Raw genomic sequence first — 16,469 nt, forward strand, 5'->3', positions numbered from 1 at the left:
GGGAGATATATGCGTCTATACGACATTGAAACACCTGAACAAATCAAGAATTTATCGGAAGAGCAACTATCCACATTAGCCGATGATATGCGTGATTTCATCATTCAAACGATTGCCCAAAAAGGCGGATATCTGGCGGACAATTTGAGTGTTGTGGATGCGATGGTTGCCTTGCATTTTGTTTTTCAAACACCTCATGATCAACTATTGATTGATGGTGGACATCAATGTTTAGCTCATAAAATTCTAACCGGTCGTTCCACGACTTTTTCAACCTATCGCCAAGCTAAGGGTTTAAATACCTTTTGTTGCACCGATGAAAGTATCTATGATACGTGGAATAGCATGCCTCTGGGCAGCTCTCTTTCTATTGCCTTAGGCATGGCTTGTGCACGGGATAAGGCGAAAGAAACATACCAAATCATTGATTTCATTGATTCAAAAGGTATTGTTACGGGATCGAGTTTGGAAGCACTCTATCAAATTGGTTATGGACAACATGGCATGGTCATCATCTTTAATGAAATGGTCCAAACAAAGCCAAAAGCAAATCGCATTTTAGAAACATTGTCTTCGTTGCGTTCGAGCAAAGCGTATCGAAAAGCAAAAGAAAGTGTCAATGATACCTTGCGTTCCAATCGTATTGGCAATGGCGTAGCAACCGCTTTTGGATCGGTCAAAGATCATATCAAAGATAATCTTTTGAGTGATAATTTATTCCAAAATATGGGCTTTGATTATCTTGGACCCATCGATGGTCATGACATGCATGCTTTGATCAATGCTTTCCAAACAGCCAAAGCGGCAAGTCGCCCCATTGTCGTACATATTCAAACCCATCTTTCTTATGGATATCCGTATGCCCAAGATCAAAAGGGTTGGCAAGAAGTCATGCCATTTCATCAAGATACAGGAAAATCCAAAGTCTTGGTTTCGAAAGACCAATGCGATTGGGAAACCTGGATCCAAAGTTGTATTGCGTTCTTACAGAAACAAAACCCAAAATTATCCATGATCGATCCTTCCTTATCTTTGCGTCCCAACCTTGCCTTAGGCATGGCGGCTGGTATCGCCAAAAAAGGATATCATCCATTTGTACAGATTCAAGCAAAAGATGTTGGCCAATGTATTGATACCATTCAGGCTCATTTGGCCCATATGAACAGTCCAGTTATTGTCGGGGTGGACCAGGCGGGTATTGTCGATGGCAAAGGAGATGTCCAACAGGGAATCTATGATATTCAGCTTCTTTCTTCGATTCCTGATATTGTGATTTCGCAACCAAAAGATAGTCAAGAAGCATTGGATCTATTATATACGGCTTCACGAAGTCAAAAGCCTTTTTTCATTCGATATCCATTTGGAATCGTCAATAAACCAACCGAAAAAAATTGTCATGCATTATCCGTTGGTACATGGTCACAATTTCAAATTGGTCTGGATCCAAAATGTATCGTGATCACTTATGGTCCGGAGTTTGATCGTATTCTTTCCAAGGCAAAGGAAAATCAATGGGATATGATCGTGATCAATGCTCGATTTTTTAAACCGGTCGATGAAAAGATCCTCAAACAAATGTTTTTGATGCAGCTACCTATCTATATTTTTGAACCCGATGCCAAAGGATCTTTATCGACCGTCGTGATGCAAGTATACGCCAAAATAAGAAACCCAATACATATTCTCGGTATCGAAGATCACTTTATTCAGCAAGGTTCCATACGTTCGATTCGGATCCAGGAACACATTTCGGTCAATGCATTATTTAAGGAAATAGATCATGAGCAACATGCGGTTAGATAAGGTCTGTGCCATCGAGCTGGGTTCACGAACCAAAGCACAAGATCATATAAAAAAGGGCTTGGTCGAAGTCAATGGAAAAGTGATCCAAAAATCAAGTTATTTGGTTTCTGAACTGGATTCTGTCGTAATAAAGAATGATGGCCATGAATTTGTCTCACGAGCTGCTTATAAATTATTAGGTGCCATTGATACTTTTTCGATCGATCTTAATGATCAAGTCGTACTCGATATTGGCGCAAGCACCGGTGGTTTTACAGATGTTTGTTTACGTCATGATGCCAAAAAAGTATATGCCTTAGATGTGGGTCATTTACAACTGGATCCAACATTAGCGATGGATCCACGAGTCATCAAGATGGAAGGGAAGAATGCCCGTGAATTAAAAACAGATTGGTTTGATGAATCCATTGATTTTATTTGTATGGATGTGAGTTTTATTTCCTGTCAAACCATTTTGGAACATGTTTTTAAGGAAATGATCCCCAAACATCTGGTGGTGTTGGTCAAACCTCAATTTGAATGTGGTCCTCAGGCATTAAACAAACATGGGGTATTAAAAAATGAAAAACTAGCTTTGCAGATTGTAAATAAAAAACAAGCATTTTTGCAAATATATTATCAACAAGTACATGTCATGAAAAGTCCGATCCAGGGGCGTTCTGGCAATCAGGAATATGTCATTTATGCACAAGAAAGGAGATCCAGATGATTGAACAATTGATGGTGAAAAACTATATCTTATTCGATCATGCTTTGATTGATTTTTCGAAGGGCATGAGTGTGATTACTGGAGAAACCGGAGCAGGGAAAAGTTTATTGATCGATGCAATCGGGTATCTTTGTGGCAAGCGTTGTACATCCAATATTGTTCGTAAGGGAAAAGAAAAGGCCACCTTACAAATGGTATTATCGTGTTCCGATCCACAACTCCGATTCTATTTAGAAGAAAATGATTTTGAAGTGGAAGATGAATTGATCATTACTCGAACCATTTCGGCGAATCAAAAAAGTACCATTCGTATCAATCAACAAGTGACCACGTTGAGTTTTGTGCGTCATTTGATGGCTCAATTGATCGATATTCATTCCCAAATGGATACCTATCAATTAATAAAACCAGAAATGCAATTGGTCGTGTTGGATAGTTATGCGAAAACCGATGCCTTAAAAAAAGAAGTTTCGAAGGCATACGCTGTATATAAAGAGCAAAAAATAACGTATGAATCTTTGGTCAATGAAACCTTATCGGATGATGAATTGGATTTTGTGACGCATCAATACAATGCAATTTGTGAAGCCGATGTGCAACCGGATGAATTGGATCAATTATTGACTCAAATCAAACAAAAGGAAGATGCATTACGAAATCAAGAGATGTATGTAGAAAATTTACGTTCTTTGGAAGAAGAACAAGGCATTTTAGATCGCCTTTATTCTGTATTCAAATCTTTGCAGAAAAGTGATGCGTTCCAAAAACAAGCCGATCAAATCCGTGATATGTATTATCAGTTGGATGATATTAAAGAAGCTTTGCACCAACAGATCGAAAATTCAGATGATTCATTGTCTTTAGATGATATGCAAGCACGTGTCTATACGATTCGTGGTTTGTATCAACGCTATGGTGGTTCCTATGATTCATTGATGGCAAAGAAGCTTGAATTGGAGCAGCAGATCGATCGAATCTTACATCGGGAAACGGTATTGGAACAAAGTAAAATGGATCTAGAAAAAGCCGAAAAAAAATATGTCGAGCTTGCCCAAAAGCTATCTCAAAAACGACAGGCTTGTTTTAAAGAATTGGAATCAAAAGTGATGTTACATTGTCAAGATTTGATGTTGGAGCATTGTCAATTTCAAATTCGCCAAAACCTGAAGTCCTATGCCGAAGATGGCATTGATGCGATTGCTTTTTATGTATCCATGAATCCAGGTCAGCCCTTTGTGCCTCTAAAAGAAAGTGCATCTGGAGGAGAGCTTAGTCGATTGATGTTGGCTTTAAAGGTTGTTTTCCAAACACAAAAAGGCATTGAAACCATTATTTTTGATGAAATTGATACGGGTGTCAGCGGGCGTGTAGCATATGCGATGGGTGAAAAAATGCATGCCATTTCCAAATCGTATCAGGTTTTGTGCATTACGCATTTGGCTAGTGTCGCGGCTTGGGCCGATACGCATTATTGTGTGCGAAAAAACAGTCAGCAAGATTCAACCTCGACTTCCATCGATGAATTAGATGACGAAGCAAGTTTGATCGAATTAGCGACCATGAGTGCAGGAAAACCAACGCCGGCAGCACTACAAGCGGCCAAAGAATTAAAGGAGCGTGTGACACATGGCTAGAGTCATCTTCCATATTGATATCAACGCTTTTTTTGCGTCTTGCGAAGAAAATCGTCATCCAGAATTAAAGGGTAAACCGGTAGCGATTGGTTCCTTATCACGACGTGGCGTCATTTCTACGGCGAATTATCAGGCAAGAGACTATGGTGTGCATAGTGCCATGCCCGTCTATGAAGCCTTACGAAAATGCCCGGATCTTGAATTGATCGAATCGGATTATTCTTATTATCGATCTTGTAGTCAAGCTTTTTTTCATTATTTATATACCTATACACGAGCCATTGAACCTGCCAGTATCGATGAATGTTTTATGGATGTGACAGACATCATCCGAAATTATCCGCGCCCTTTGGATCTTGCGTTTCAAATTCAACAGGGTGTGTATGAAGAAACGGGTCTTCATGTCTCGATTGGGGTAGCACCAACTAAATTCCTGGCAAAAATGGCAAGTGATATGCGAAAACCACATGGTATCACGGTTTTACGAAAAGCGGAATTGGAACAAAAGCTTTGGCCTTTACCCATTGAATCCATGGTTGGCATTGGCAAGCGTTCGGTTCCAAAATTACAAGCTATCGGTATTCATACCATTGGTGATTTTGCCAATATCGATAATGAAAACAAGATCTTGCATTTATTGGGTCCAAGCAGTTATTCATTGATTCAAAAAGCTCGAGGAAAGAGCAGTAATCGTTTGTCCTATTCTACCACGCACAAAAGTATTTCAATTTCAGAAACTTTTGAAAATGATCTTTATACGATCGATGAGGTATTATCGCAAGCGCGACACTTAACATTTGCGTTGTCGCAAAAAATGACGAAAGAAAATTATATGGGTAAATTGATTTCCTTAACGATGCGAGATATTCATTTTCATAATATTGTTCGTTCTCAAACGTTTCGGGAATATACAAATCATGCCAATATCATGTTTGAAGCCATTCGTAATTTGATTGATCAAAATTTTGAAGAAGATCTTGGTTATCGTCATTTAGCGATTCATATGGGATCTTTAAAAGATGCCAAAGAGATCATTGTCCAGCCCACCATGTTTGAACAACCCAAAGAAACAACGGATATGATCTTATCCCAATTGAACCGACAAATACAGGGTATTCATTTGATCAAGGCGAGTGATTTATTAAAGGGGAAAAAAGATGCGTAAGGATTATTTTTTGACCAAAGACCTGGTTTTATATCAAGATCCAGATGGCTTTTGTTTCAATACCGATACTAAATTTTTGGCTCGCTTTATGGAACTGAGAAAAAATGAGGTTGTTTTAGATATTGGTACGAATAATGGGGTTTTATTATTGGCAGCGGATCAATATCCTATCCAGTCCATGATTGGTGTCGAAGTGTTAGAAGAAGCTGCGCAATTGGCTCAATGGAATGCCGATACTTTTTTTTCGCATCCCACCACGATCTTAAATCAACGCATACAAGATGTCCAATTGGATCCGGTAGATGTCATTCTATCCAATCCTCCTTATTTTCAGGATGAAGCGACCAATCCACAGGTAAAAATGAATCGTCGTCAAATGGGGCGTATTGAAAAAAATCTGACGCTGGCTGAATTGATAGAAAATGCGAATCGGCTCTTAAAGAGCAATGGGCGTTTTTATTTTGTGCATCGTTGCAACCGGTTCAATGAAATCGTGCAATGCTTGTTGGCCCATCATTTTTGTATCAAACATCTGCAAATTGCCTATACAAAAGACAAACACATAGCGAAGACCCTTTGTATTGAAGCCATCAAGGAGGGGCATTGTGATTGTGTGGTTTTGCCTCCTTATTTCATCTAGGTATATGATTGGTCATCATCTAAGAAGCGTGTTAAAATACAGTCATGAAGCTAAAAGAGGCAATCGATGATTACTTGATCAATGGTAGGGTCGTCGCTCAAAAAAGTGCAATGACGATGGATGCGTATCAACATAACTTGTTGGTCTATGAAACATTTCTAGAAAACGAAGCGATTGTCAATGTTGAAGATATTACAATATGGCAGATTGATTCTTTTTTAAATCAGTATGCGGAAGATCATGTGGCAAGTAGTGTCAATCAAATGATTGCGACATTGCATTCCTTTCATAAATTTACTTGTTTGAATCATCCGGAATATAAAGATCCAACAACAAGTTTGCGTGGCATCAACAACAATCGACATTTACCGGTGTATTGTTCGATTGCTGATTTGAAAAAGTTATTTGCGTCTTTTGGTTCTTCCAATCAAGATATTTATCATAAGACCATTTTAGTGGTTTTGTACTCTTGTGGGCTTCGTGTGAGTGAATTATGTGATCTGCGATGCAATGATGTGCATCTGTGTCAACAAATCATCAAAGTCAAAGGGAAGGGTGAAAAAGAAAGAATGATCCCGATGGCTTTGGCTTGTTGTGAACAAATTGCAGAATATATGCGTTTGGTCCGATCCGATTGGGATAAAAAACATATCCCCCAATTGTTTGTGAATCGATTGGGTCATCCTTGTACACGTCAATATGTGCATCATTTAATCAAAGAAAAAGTCAATGCGTTGGATTTGGATCCACGGATCTCGGCCCATAGTTTTCGGCATAGTTTTGCGACCCATTTGTTGGATGGACATGCCGATCTTAGGATCGTACAAGAATTATTAGGTCATAGTGATATTCAAACAACGCAAATATATACACATATTCAATCGGATCGCTTAAAAAAAGCATATGATTCATATTTTTTATGGACGGATAAGAAAGAGGAGGAAAAATAGTATGTCTTGTGAAGGTTGTCCAAATGCAGGAAATTGCAGTAAGGATGCAAGTACTTGTGGCGTAGAAACGAATTCAAAAAATCATATCAAAGATGTCGTTGCCGTAATGAGTGGTAAGGGTGGTGTTGGTAAATCGACCATGACGGTCCTTTTAGCTAAATCATTGGCTGCTCAAGGAAAAAAAGTGGGTATCATGGATGCCGATATCACAGGGCCTAGCATTCCTCGTTTAATGGGGGTTGAAGATCAGCATGCATATGGCACCAAAGAGAATGAAATCTTACCGGTAGTTGTCGATGACATCAAATTAATGTCTTTAAATTTCATGGTAGAAAATGAAAGTGAACCCGTTATTTGGCGAGGTCCGATCGTGGGTAATGTTGTCAAACAATTTTATACCGATGTTCTATGGGAAGATCTGGATGTTTTATTGATCGATATGCCTCCAGGAACGGGAGATGTTGCCTTAACGATCATGCAATCTTTGCCTTTAAAAGGTGTTGTGATGGTATCTACACCACAACCAATGGTTTCCATGATTGTTGAAAAAGCTATCCATATGTGTGAAAAGATGGATATCCCTGTCTTGGGTCTCATTGAAAATATGGCGTATTTGGAATGTCCGAATTGCCATGAACACATTGATTTTTACAATAAAGAAGAATTGGATGCCTTCTTGAACAAGATCAAAGTACCTTGTTATGGTATGTTGCCACAAGTGGATCTATTACGTGATATCAATAGATATGATCAAAGTTATACTTTAGAGCAACAAGAAAAGACAATGGAATTGATGAAAGAAATTGCACAAAGAATGAGTGATGATCTGCAATAATGGAATATCAGTGGATCAAAAACAAACGGTATAAGAATGTTTCGATACGAATCAAAGAAGGACAGATCATTGTAACAAGTCCAACCCAAACGTCAAAGGATTTTGTGGATGCTTTTGTTCAAGATCATAGGCAATGGATCCAAAAACACTTGGTTGCATATGATGCTATACCTCGTATTCATCCAGGCATGACTTTATTTCTTTTAGAAAGACCCTACACTGTAATGGAAGGGAATGTTTGTGCTATCGATTCGGAAGAAGAAACCATTACGATTAATGGCAATGAAAAACATTGGCAAGCCTTATTAAAGGCGTTGGCACAAAAACAAATTACACCTCGTTTTCGTCAGTGGGAACAAGCTATGGGGTATACAGGATTGATGGTTCGTTATGGATATTATGCATCGAAATGGGGCAGTTGTCGAAAAGATACAGGATCGATCGCAATCAATACAAAGTTACTATTTGTAGATTGGGAAGAAGTGGATTCGGTTTTGGTTCATGAATTATGCCATATGAAATATCCAAATCATTCACAGGCTTTTTATCAGGAAGTCCTAGAATGGATGCCAAATTATTGGAAAGTTCATAAACATTTGATTCATCGTTCCATCCCTATATTCGAACAAAAAGGATGACCATTTTTTTGGTCATCCACTTTTTTATACATTGATTTGTGCTTCAATACCTAATTCATCGCTATGTTTGTCTAAGATTGGATCAATATAATCAGCAAAGAATTCTTCGGTTTGTTGAACCGAACGACCAACATAATGGATGGGTTCCATATGCGATTCGATTTGTTCTTTGGTCATGCCAAATTTTGGATCCTTCGCGATACGATCAATCAAATCGTTGGGTTTTCCTTCTTCTTTGACAACTTTTCCAGCCGCCATTGAATGTTCACGAATCAATTCATGTAATTCTTGACGATCTCCACCGGCTTTCACCGCATCCATCATGATATTTTCCGTTGCCATGAATGGCAATTCCTTTAAGAGGTCGGCTTCTACCACTTTTGGATACACAACCATACCATCGGTAATATTTAAATACAAATCTAAGATCCCATCGGTTGCGAGGAAGGCTTCAGCAATACTAATTCGTTTGTTGGCAGAATCATCAAGAGTTCTTTCAAACCATTGTTCACTGGCTGTCATGGCTGGATTCAACGAATCAGCAATCACATAACGAGCTAAAGAACCCATGCGTTCCGATCGCATTGGATTGCGCTTATAAGCCATGGCACTGGAACCAATCTGACCTTTTTCAAATGGTTCTTCTACTTCTTTCATATGTTGCAGTAAACGAATATCATTAGAAAATTTATGAGCACTTTGTGCAATACCCACCAATGCATTGATCACTTGGGTATCGTATTTTCGGGTATAGGTTTGTCCTGAAACTGGGAAATAGTTGTCATATCCTAATTTTTCACAGATTTTCTTATCCAATGCTTTGACCTTTTCCGTATCGTTATTGAATAATTCCATGAAACTGGCTTGTGTTCCAGTTGTTCCTTTGCAGCCTAATAACTTTTTATTTTCCAATAAATGTTCAATTTCGATATAGTCCATATAAAGATCTTGGGCCCATAGGGATGCTCGTTTGCCAATGGTCGTCGGTTGTGCGGGTTGAAAATGAGTAAAAGCTAGGCATGGCATATCTTTATATTCCAAAGCGAACTTTTTGAGTTGGGCCAATACATTAACAATCTTTTTTTGGACCAGTTCCAATGCTTCATGCATGATGATCAAATCGGTATTATCACCTACATAACAGCTAGTAGCACCTAAATGAATGATACCTTTGGCTTTTGGACATTGTACACCATAGGCATATACATGGCTCATCACATCATGACGAACAATTTTTTCACGGGCTTGAGCAACATCATAATTGATATCGTCTTTGTGTGCAATCAATTCATCAATTTGTTCATCCGTGATATCTAGACCTAATTCTTGTTCGGATTGTGCTAAAGCAATCCAAAGTCGTCTCCAGGTGCGAAATTTTTTATCATTTGAAAATAATGCTTGCATTTCTTTGGACGCATATCGTTGCGACAAAGGGGATTGATAATATGCAGTTTGTGCCATTTGTTTTCCTCCATTACAATACTTTTATTATACGTGAGTACAAATACCAATTCAATTTAATTTCGTGTATAATTAGGAACGGATAAAAGGAGAAGCCGTATGAAGCATCTTTCTATTTTAGCAACCAAAGTTAGTTCATCTTTATTGCATCTGATTGGCCATGGTGGTTCTATGCCTGGTGAAATCGGATTGAAATTTGATCAAAATATATTATCAAAACTGAAAATCAACGGTCCGGTCCTCTTAGTAACAGGTACGAATGGAAAAACAAGCACAGCCAACATGATCACCGATCTTCTGGTCGATGCGGGATATGATGTCATTTCCAATCGTAAAGGGGACAACCTGAAAGCAGGAATCACGACTACTTTATTAACGCATAGTTCTTTATCAGGAAACGTGAATGCCAATGCCATGGTCTTGGAAGTGGATGAATTAAATATCCGTCATATTTTGCCCTATCTTCCTGTAACGGGTTTAGTGGTCACAAATTTTTTCCGGGATCAATTGGATCGAGCCAAAGAAATGGAGCAATTGATTCTTTCCATCGAAAAGGTATTACCGAATTACACAGGTGAATTGATCTTGAATGGCAATGATCCCAATGTCGTTCGTCTATCATATAAAGCTCCAAAAGCACATGCTACCTATTTTGGTATGGATAAAAATATCTATAGCGTCGATCATACCAATGAAGCAAGTGAAGGGAAGTTCTGTCCTCTTTGTGGCCAGAAATTAGACTATGAATATTATCAATATTCGCATATTGGTAAATTTCATTGTAGTTCATGTGATTTTCAAACACCTCCATTGGATATCAAACTGCAAGATATTGATTTAGAAAAAGAAACTTTTACTTGTGATGGAACGGCTTTTCATTCTCCTTATGAAGGTATGTATTCCATGTATAATTGTGCCGCTATCTTAGCCGTAGCTAAAGTTTGCGGTATTTCAGTGGATGTGGCCAAGCGTGTATTTGCTCATGCACCACAACCAAAGGGAAGAAATGAAAAATTTGAAAAAAATGGCCATCTTTGTATCTTGAATTTGGTAAAAAATCCAACGGGCGCCAATGAAGTCATGAAAGTCATTGAAAGAGATACGAAGCCTAAAAAAGTTTGCATCGTCTTAAACGATCGGGAACAAGATGGTACGGATGTTTCTTGGATCTATGATACTTTTTTTGAAAAGATCATAACGGATGAAACCAAAGAAATTGTATGTACCGGTTTACGTGCCAATGATATGGCTTTACGAATTTATTATGGAGGCTATCAAGGATCCATTCGAGTGATCACACAGCTCCAAGATGCGATTCATCAAGCTTTTATAGATATTGATCGCACTTATGTGGTCGCAACCTATACAGCTCTATTACCCGCTCGTGGAGCCATCGTAAAGGAGATGGAATAAGTCTATGGAACAAGTACTGAAAGTTTGTTGGATGTATCATGACATCATGGATCTCTATGGTGATAAAGGAAACATCATGACCTTAAAGAAGCGGTGCCTGGATCGTCATATTGGTTTTGATTTGCATACATGTGGCATTGGCCAAAAAGATGATCTTTCCAATTATGATTTGATTTTTTTGGGTGGCGGTGCCGACAAGGAACAAATTTCTTTGATTCCTGATTTGTTGCAACGAAAAGAAAACATCCAAAAGGCCATGGATGAACATACGTTTATTTTATTGATTTGTGGTGGCTATCAATTGTTTGGTCAATATTATATTGCAGCAGATGGTAAAAAAATTGCCGGTCTTGGTTTTTATCCTTATTATACGGATACGGGAAAAATGGGATCTCGTTGCATTGGCAATATCGTGATCGATGCACAATTGGATGAAATGCACACCAAGATCATTGGGTTTGAAAATCATGGTGGTCAGACTTTAGGTGTAACCAAACCTTTGGGCAAGGTCCTATCAGGTTGTGGGAATGCCTTTGATGCTGGCTTTGAGGGATTCTATGATGGTAAAGTTTTAGGTACCTATTTACATGGACCTTTGTTGCCAAAAAATCCGGATGTAGCTGATTTTGTGATCTATAAAGCATTGAAAAAAAGAAATCCGGATTTACAGTTAAAAGATCTTTCACCACTGACAAATCCATACGATCAAGCGGCTCGTGAGGTCTTGCTCACACGAATGCATATTGAAGATGATAACTAAAAAACGCAGGGCATTATTTTGCTTCTGCGTTTTCAAATGTCAAAATTTCCAGTTCACTAAACATCTTATAAACAACGGTTTTAATGACAGAAATCATGAGTTGGGTTTCGTCATTCATACGGGTGGGTTGAAATTCATTCTTGATCATGCCAAATTGGAGAACTTGATGTAGATAATGGTCAAAACAATCGCTAAAAGAATTATAGACAGTCGCAATACTATTTGTTGTATCATCCGGTTCTAGCCGTCGGACAATTTCAATCATGGTTTGAATTTCGGTCAATGAATAGCATTTTTTTAAAATGCAAACCGCAATTAAGTATGCCAAATGATATTGTTTATAGTGTTTCTTGATAGGCGGATGAACGATACTGTTTTTCACATAATTATTGACCATATTGGAAGTAATAACTTTATCGGGTTTATCTTCTAAAAAAAATAAAGGTGATAATCGATCGTTGATAAAGAAAATCACTTGATCCATATATACATCAAAATCGGGTAATTGCTCCCATTTTGGACATTGAAAAGTGTCGAGTTCTTTTTTAATTTGTGCTATTTCCATAGAGATAGTTTATCATAATATAAAAAACGTTACAATGTAGTTTTAAGAACTAGATTTATTGACTATATAAAACAGTTAGGCTACAATAGGATTACGAGGATAGTTTTATGATAAAAATTGTAACAGACAGTGCGTGTCAAATGTCACCAGCACAAGGAAAACAACATGGTATATATGTAGCTCCTTTGATGATCACGATCAATGGTCATAGTTATCGTGATTTTGATCAAATCACCGACGTCCAACTGTTACGGATGATCAAAGATGGTGGTGTACCTTCCACTTCACAACCATCCATTGGCGAGAAAACGGATATATATGATCAAATCATTGCCGAAGGCGATGAGATCATTGATATCACGATGGCAGATGGTTTAAGCGGAACCTATTCATCCGCCTTAGTTGCCAAAGCGTCTTGTAAGGATCCAACCAAAGTGTCGGTCGTGAATGCACGTACTTTATGTGTGCCACAATATGTTTTAGTCAACCATGCACAACAAATGGCGGCTTCTGGTGCTAGTAAAGAACAAATCCTATCGATGTTAGAACAATCTATTCCTACTTCAGAAAACTTTATGATTCCTGTGGATTTTGATTTTTTAGTTCGTGGTGGACGTTTATCCAATGCCTCGGGCATATTAGGTGGATTATTGAAATTGATCCCGATCATTCGAGCCAATGATACATGTACAAAGTTAGAAAAATTCGGCATTGTTCGTACGTATACCAAAGCATTAAAAAATATGTTGGATACTTTTGAAAAAGATGGAGTAACCAATGAATATACGTTCTGTCTAGCACATGCACATAATGAAGAATGGGCCAATAAAGCAATGCAAATGATACAAAAACGTTTTGAACATGCAAAGGTTGTTATTTTGCCAATGAGTCCTGCCTATATTTGTCAAGGAGGTCCTGGTTGCATTGCCTTCCAAGCCATTCATATCATTAATGAATAGAGTTTCTTAGGAAGCTCTTTTTTTTTGAGCGTATGATTTGTTTATCTAACTTGTTTTCGATATATTGATTTCATCTTAATTCGATTGAGAGGTATTTATTATGTTACGTAAAGTAGAAAAACAAGTACAAGGATATCGCACACAAGATGGTGCTGGGGTACAGCTTGTCCGTGTATTAGGTAATGAAACGGTGGATGCGTACGATCCCTTCTTAATGTTGGATGCATTTGATTCCACTGATCCAAATGATTATATCAAAGGATTTCCCATGCATCCTCACCGTGGTATCGAAACTTTCACCTTTCTTTCAAAAGGATGTATCCTTCATGAAGATCATCTTGGTACAAAGGCTTCTATACATGATGGAGAAGCTCAATGGCTTACAGCTGGATCCGGTGCCTTTCATTCTGAAATGCCACAACCATCTGAACGTTTGTTAGGTTTGCAACTTTGGTTGAATCTTCCTGCAAAGGATAAATTAACAGCTAAGCCCTATTATCATGGCGTCATCCAACGCGAGATACAAGAATTTGATTTGGGATATGGAAAATTACGGTTACTTGCAGGAAAATATAAAAATCATAAAGGTATACAAGGAAGATATCTTCCTTTGGATTTCTATGATATTTTACTTGAACCGAATCAATCTTTTGCATTCGATGTGCCAGGCTCCAATAAATCAGCTATGGTTTTCACTTTAGAAGGCAATGCCATTGTTAGTGGAACACCCATTGCTGCCAAAACAGCTGCAAAACTGGGTGCAGGTGATACCGTTTCCATTCAATCTTACGAAGATCCTATTGAAATTATTTTCATGTGCTCTAATCGATTAAAAGAGCCTGTAGCTTGGTATGGCCCTATTGTAATGAATACACAACATGAGTTGTATGAAGCTTTCAATGAATTAAATACCGGCAATTTTATTAAAGAAGTTGCCACTTATGAAAATAAGTAATGAGCTAGAAGGAGAAAAAACAATGAATGCCATTTTTCAACGAACCAGTGTTCGACAATTTCAAAATAAGCCAGTAGAAGAAGAAAAAATTGAAAAAATCTTACGAGCCGCCATGGCAGCTCCATCAGCTGGAAATCAACAACCATGGGAATTTTATGTGATTACCAATCCAAAAACGATTCAAGAAGTATCTCAGTGTAGTGCCTATGCAGGATGTGCTGCACAAGCACCCGTTGTCCTTGTTCCATGTTTACGAACCAATGGATTGATATTCCCACAAATGGGTGAAATCGATATGGCAATTGCAACGGAAAACATCCTTTTAGAAATTACTGAATTAGGTCTTGGAGGTGTTTGGCTTGGCATTGCGCCATTGGCAGATCGAATCAAAAAGGTAGATTCGATCCTTGATTTAAAGGATAACTTGCATGCTTTTGCATTGATTCCAATTGGCTATCCAGCACAACAGCATCCGCAACAAGATCGTTTTGATATCGATCGAATCCATTTTATTCGATAAACTGAAATTTTTATTATTTTAATATATAATAAATCCTATGAAAAACAAAAAAAGAATATTGAAACGAATTTTTGTAGTGTGTATTGTATTTGTTATTCTTGGATCCATTTTTTACATCCAAGATGGATATTCGATGGATTCCACAGCAAAAAGTGCATTGCATTCAACAGCAGCTGTCATCGTAAAAGAAGAACGATCCGCGACTCTTTTTCAGCCAAATAAGAGAACGAATACTGGTCTTATTTTTTATCCAGGTGGCAAAGTAGAATACCAAGCATACGCACCATTGATGCAAGATTTTGCCAAAAAAGGCATTTATTGTGTATTGGTAAAGATGCCGTTGAATTTAGCTGTATTTGATGTCAATGCTGCCGATTCCTATATACAAACAACAAAAAATATCTCGAATTGGTATATTGGTGGACATTCTCTGGGTGGTGCCATGGCAGCTAAATATGCAGACCAACATCCAAAGAATCTGAAAGGGCTCTTGTTATTAGGTGCCTATAGTACCCAAGATTTGACGGATACAAATTTATCTTGTTTAGCAATTTATGGTAGCCATGATCATATCATGAATCATGGTCATTGGCACAAATATCGTCATGATCTTCCTGAAAATACTGTTGTAAAAATCATTAAAGGTGGAAATCACTCACAATTTGGATCCTATGGTTTACAAAATAAAGACGGAAAAGCTACCATATCACCAGCAAAACAACAACACGAAACTGTCGAAGAAGCAATAAAACTCATGCATATCGCAAATTAAATGAAGAAGCATTGAATTGCTTCTTTTTTTCAATTTTTATAGAAATCTATTTTGTTACATAATATATATTATGCGAAGTAACAGGTTCAAAAATTGATCCTATTACTAAATGTTTTTGTTTTGATACAACTAGTTACCACATTTACCAACTAGCTAACACATTTATGAAAATATTCTACTTTTCTTACTACAACTAATTAACGCAAAAGATAAAGTAAAGAAATAAAAACGAAGAAATAGAAATACTTCTTCGTTAAAAAATTGATTCTATAGATCAAGATAAGCAGTGATGTCTTTTGATGTTGGTTTCTTTTTACTTGTACGACGTTTCTTTTTCACCGGTTTGTGCTGCAGGATATCGAGCGTTTGCTGTGCAATCTCATAAGTACGCAACTTATGGTCTTGATCCCTTTCAATCACCTGTTTTGTGGCATCACCTATTGAATCGGAATCAAATTGAGGAAACATTCGATGGACCATCTCGATAACCTCGGCAGTGATCTTTGCTTCATGCATTGGATCAAGGGATGAAATATCTTCGGGTTCATAATTTTGATTGGATATTCCTTTCGCTGCATCAATGATCTTTTGATCTTCCTGCTGTTCGATTTGCTGCTGTACCATAAGATCTAATTGGCTCTTCATATGTCTAAAATGTTTGTCGTTGACCTTACGGATATAATCGCAATC

General features: G+C 37.8%; 17 protein-coding genes. 14 read left to right on the plus strand and 3 right to left on the minus strand.

Features of this window, described 5'->3' with window-relative positions:
• Positions 1-9 precede the first annotated feature (9 nt).
• Genes SOS22_RS03475 through SOS22_RS03510 form a run of 8 tightly spaced genes read left to right on the plus strand, consistent with a single transcriptional unit; the run spans position 10 to position 8,374 of the window.
• Positions 10-1,803 carry a 1-deoxy-D-xylulose-5-phosphate synthase N-terminal domain-containing protein gene (locus SOS22_RS03475; RefSeq protein ID WP_320325048.1) on the plus strand — a complete coding sequence of 598 codons (1,794 nt, stop codon included), beginning with the start codon at positions 10-12 and terminating at the stop codon, positions 1,801-1,803.
• Complete coding sequence (locus tag SOS22_RS03480) at positions 1,790-2,512, plus strand: TlyA family RNA methyltransferase (protein ID WP_320596316.1); 723 nt, start codon at positions 1,790-1,792, stop codon at positions 2,510-2,512. Before SOS22_RS03475 ends, SOS22_RS03480 begins: the two co-directional genes overlap by 14 nt.
• A complete protein-coding gene (locus SOS22_RS03485) occupies positions 2,509-4,146 on the plus strand; it encodes a DNA repair protein RecN (protein ID WP_320596317.1) in 1,638 nt (545 codons plus the stop codon). Before SOS22_RS03480 ends, SOS22_RS03485 begins: the two co-directional genes overlap by 4 nt.
• On the plus strand, positions 4,139-5,311 hold the full coding sequence (gene dinB, locus SOS22_RS03490) for a DNA polymerase IV (protein WP_320596318.1): 1,173 nt from the start codon (positions 4,139-4,141) through the stop codon (positions 5,309-5,311). The genes SOS22_RS03485 and dinB overlap by 8 nt, the downstream gene beginning before the upstream one ends.
• A complete protein-coding gene (locus SOS22_RS03495; protein ID WP_320596319.1) occupies positions 5,304-5,951 on the plus strand; it encodes a tRNA1(Val) (adenine(37)-N6)-methyltransferase in 648 nt (215 codons plus the stop codon). The genes dinB and SOS22_RS03495 overlap by 8 nt, the downstream gene beginning before the upstream one ends.
• A gap of 44 nt (positions 5,952-5,995) precedes the next feature.
• Positions 5,996-6,901, plus strand: a complete 906-nt coding sequence (locus tag SOS22_RS03500) for a tyrosine-type recombinase/integrase (RefSeq protein ID WP_320596320.1) — start codon at positions 5,996-5,998, stop codon at positions 6,899-6,901.
• 1 nt (position 6,902) lies between these two features.
• Entirely contained in the window at positions 6,903-7,736 is an 834-nt protein-coding gene (locus SOS22_RS03505; protein WP_320325054.1) for an Mrp/NBP35 family ATP-binding protein, read from the plus strand.
• The gene (locus SOS22_RS03510) at positions 7,736-8,374 is read left to right on the plus strand and encodes a M48 family metallopeptidase (protein ID WP_320596321.1); all 639 of its coding nucleotides are present in this window, start codon (positions 7,736-7,738) and stop codon (positions 8,372-8,374) included. The genes SOS22_RS03505 and SOS22_RS03510 overlap by 1 nt, the downstream gene beginning before the upstream one ends.
• A 24-nt stretch (positions 8,375-8,398) precedes the next feature.
• On the opposite strand, the gene purB is transcribed toward SOS22_RS03510, so the two are convergent.
• Positions 8,399-9,835, minus strand: coding sequence for an adenylosuccinate lyase (purB, locus tag SOS22_RS03515; protein WP_320596322.1), 1,437 nt, complete (start codon positions 9,833-9,835; stop codon positions 8,399-8,401).
• A gap of 99 nt (positions 9,836-9,934) precedes the next feature.
• On the opposite strand from purB, the gene SOS22_RS03520 reads away from it, so the two are divergent.
• Together SOS22_RS03520 and SOS22_RS03525 are read left to right on the plus strand one after the other, a co-directional pair.
• Positions 9,935-11,248, plus strand: coding sequence for a Mur ligase family protein (locus SOS22_RS03520; protein WP_320596323.1), 1,314 nt, complete (start codon positions 9,935-9,937; stop codon positions 11,246-11,248).
• A gap of 4 nt (positions 11,249-11,252) precedes the next feature.
• Positions 11,253-12,008, plus strand: a complete 756-nt coding sequence (locus tag SOS22_RS03525) for a type 1 glutamine amidotransferase (protein ID WP_320325058.1) — start codon at positions 11,253-11,255, stop codon at positions 12,006-12,008.
• Between the two features lie 13 nt (positions 12,009-12,021).
• Here the strand turns inward: SOS22_RS03525 and SOS22_RS03530 are convergent, their stop codons facing one another.
• The gene (locus SOS22_RS03530) at positions 12,022-12,573 is read right to left on the minus strand and encodes a DUF1836 domain-containing protein (protein WP_320325059.1); all 552 of its coding nucleotides are present in this window, start codon (positions 12,571-12,573) and stop codon (positions 12,022-12,024) included.
• A 107-nt stretch (positions 12,574-12,680) separates the two neighbouring features.
• Between SOS22_RS03530 and SOS22_RS03535 the strand changes: the two genes are divergently transcribed.
• The 4 genes from SOS22_RS03535 (at position 12,681) to SOS22_RS03550 (ending at position 15,779) form a co-directional block, all read left to right on the plus strand.
• Positions 12,681-13,532, plus strand: a complete 852-nt coding sequence (locus SOS22_RS03535) for a DegV family protein (RefSeq protein ID WP_320596324.1) — start codon at positions 12,681-12,683, stop codon at positions 13,530-13,532.
• A gap of 100 nt (positions 13,533-13,632) precedes the next feature.
• Positions 13,633-14,487: a pirin family protein gene (locus tag SOS22_RS03540; RefSeq protein ID WP_320596325.1), complete on the plus strand. Its 855-nt coding sequence runs from the start codon at positions 13,633-13,635 to the stop codon at positions 14,485-14,487.
• Positions 14,488-14,509: 22 nt separating this feature from the next.
• The gene (locus SOS22_RS03545; protein ID WP_320596326.1) at positions 14,510-15,007 is read left to right on the plus strand and encodes a nitroreductase family protein; all 498 of its coding nucleotides are present in this window, start codon (positions 14,510-14,512) and stop codon (positions 15,005-15,007) included.
• 37 nt (positions 15,008-15,044) lie between these two features.
• Positions 15,045-15,779 carry an alpha/beta fold hydrolase gene (locus tag SOS22_RS03550; RefSeq protein WP_320596327.1) on the plus strand — a complete coding sequence of 245 codons (735 nt, stop codon included), beginning with the start codon at positions 15,045-15,047 and terminating at the stop codon, positions 15,777-15,779.
• 267 nt (positions 15,780-16,046) lie between these two features.
• Here SOS22_RS03550 and SOS22_RS03555 read toward each other — a convergent pair.
• Positions 16,047-16,469: hypothetical protein (locus tag SOS22_RS03555; RefSeq protein WP_320596328.1), on the minus strand; the 423-nt coding region annotated here is incomplete at its 5' end.

The sequence above is a fragment of the Absicoccus sp. genome, from assembly GCF_034090965.1.
Taxonomy (GTDB): Bacteria; Bacillota_I; Bacilli_A; order Erysipelotrichales; family Erysipelotrichaceae; genus Absicoccus; species Absicoccus intestinalis.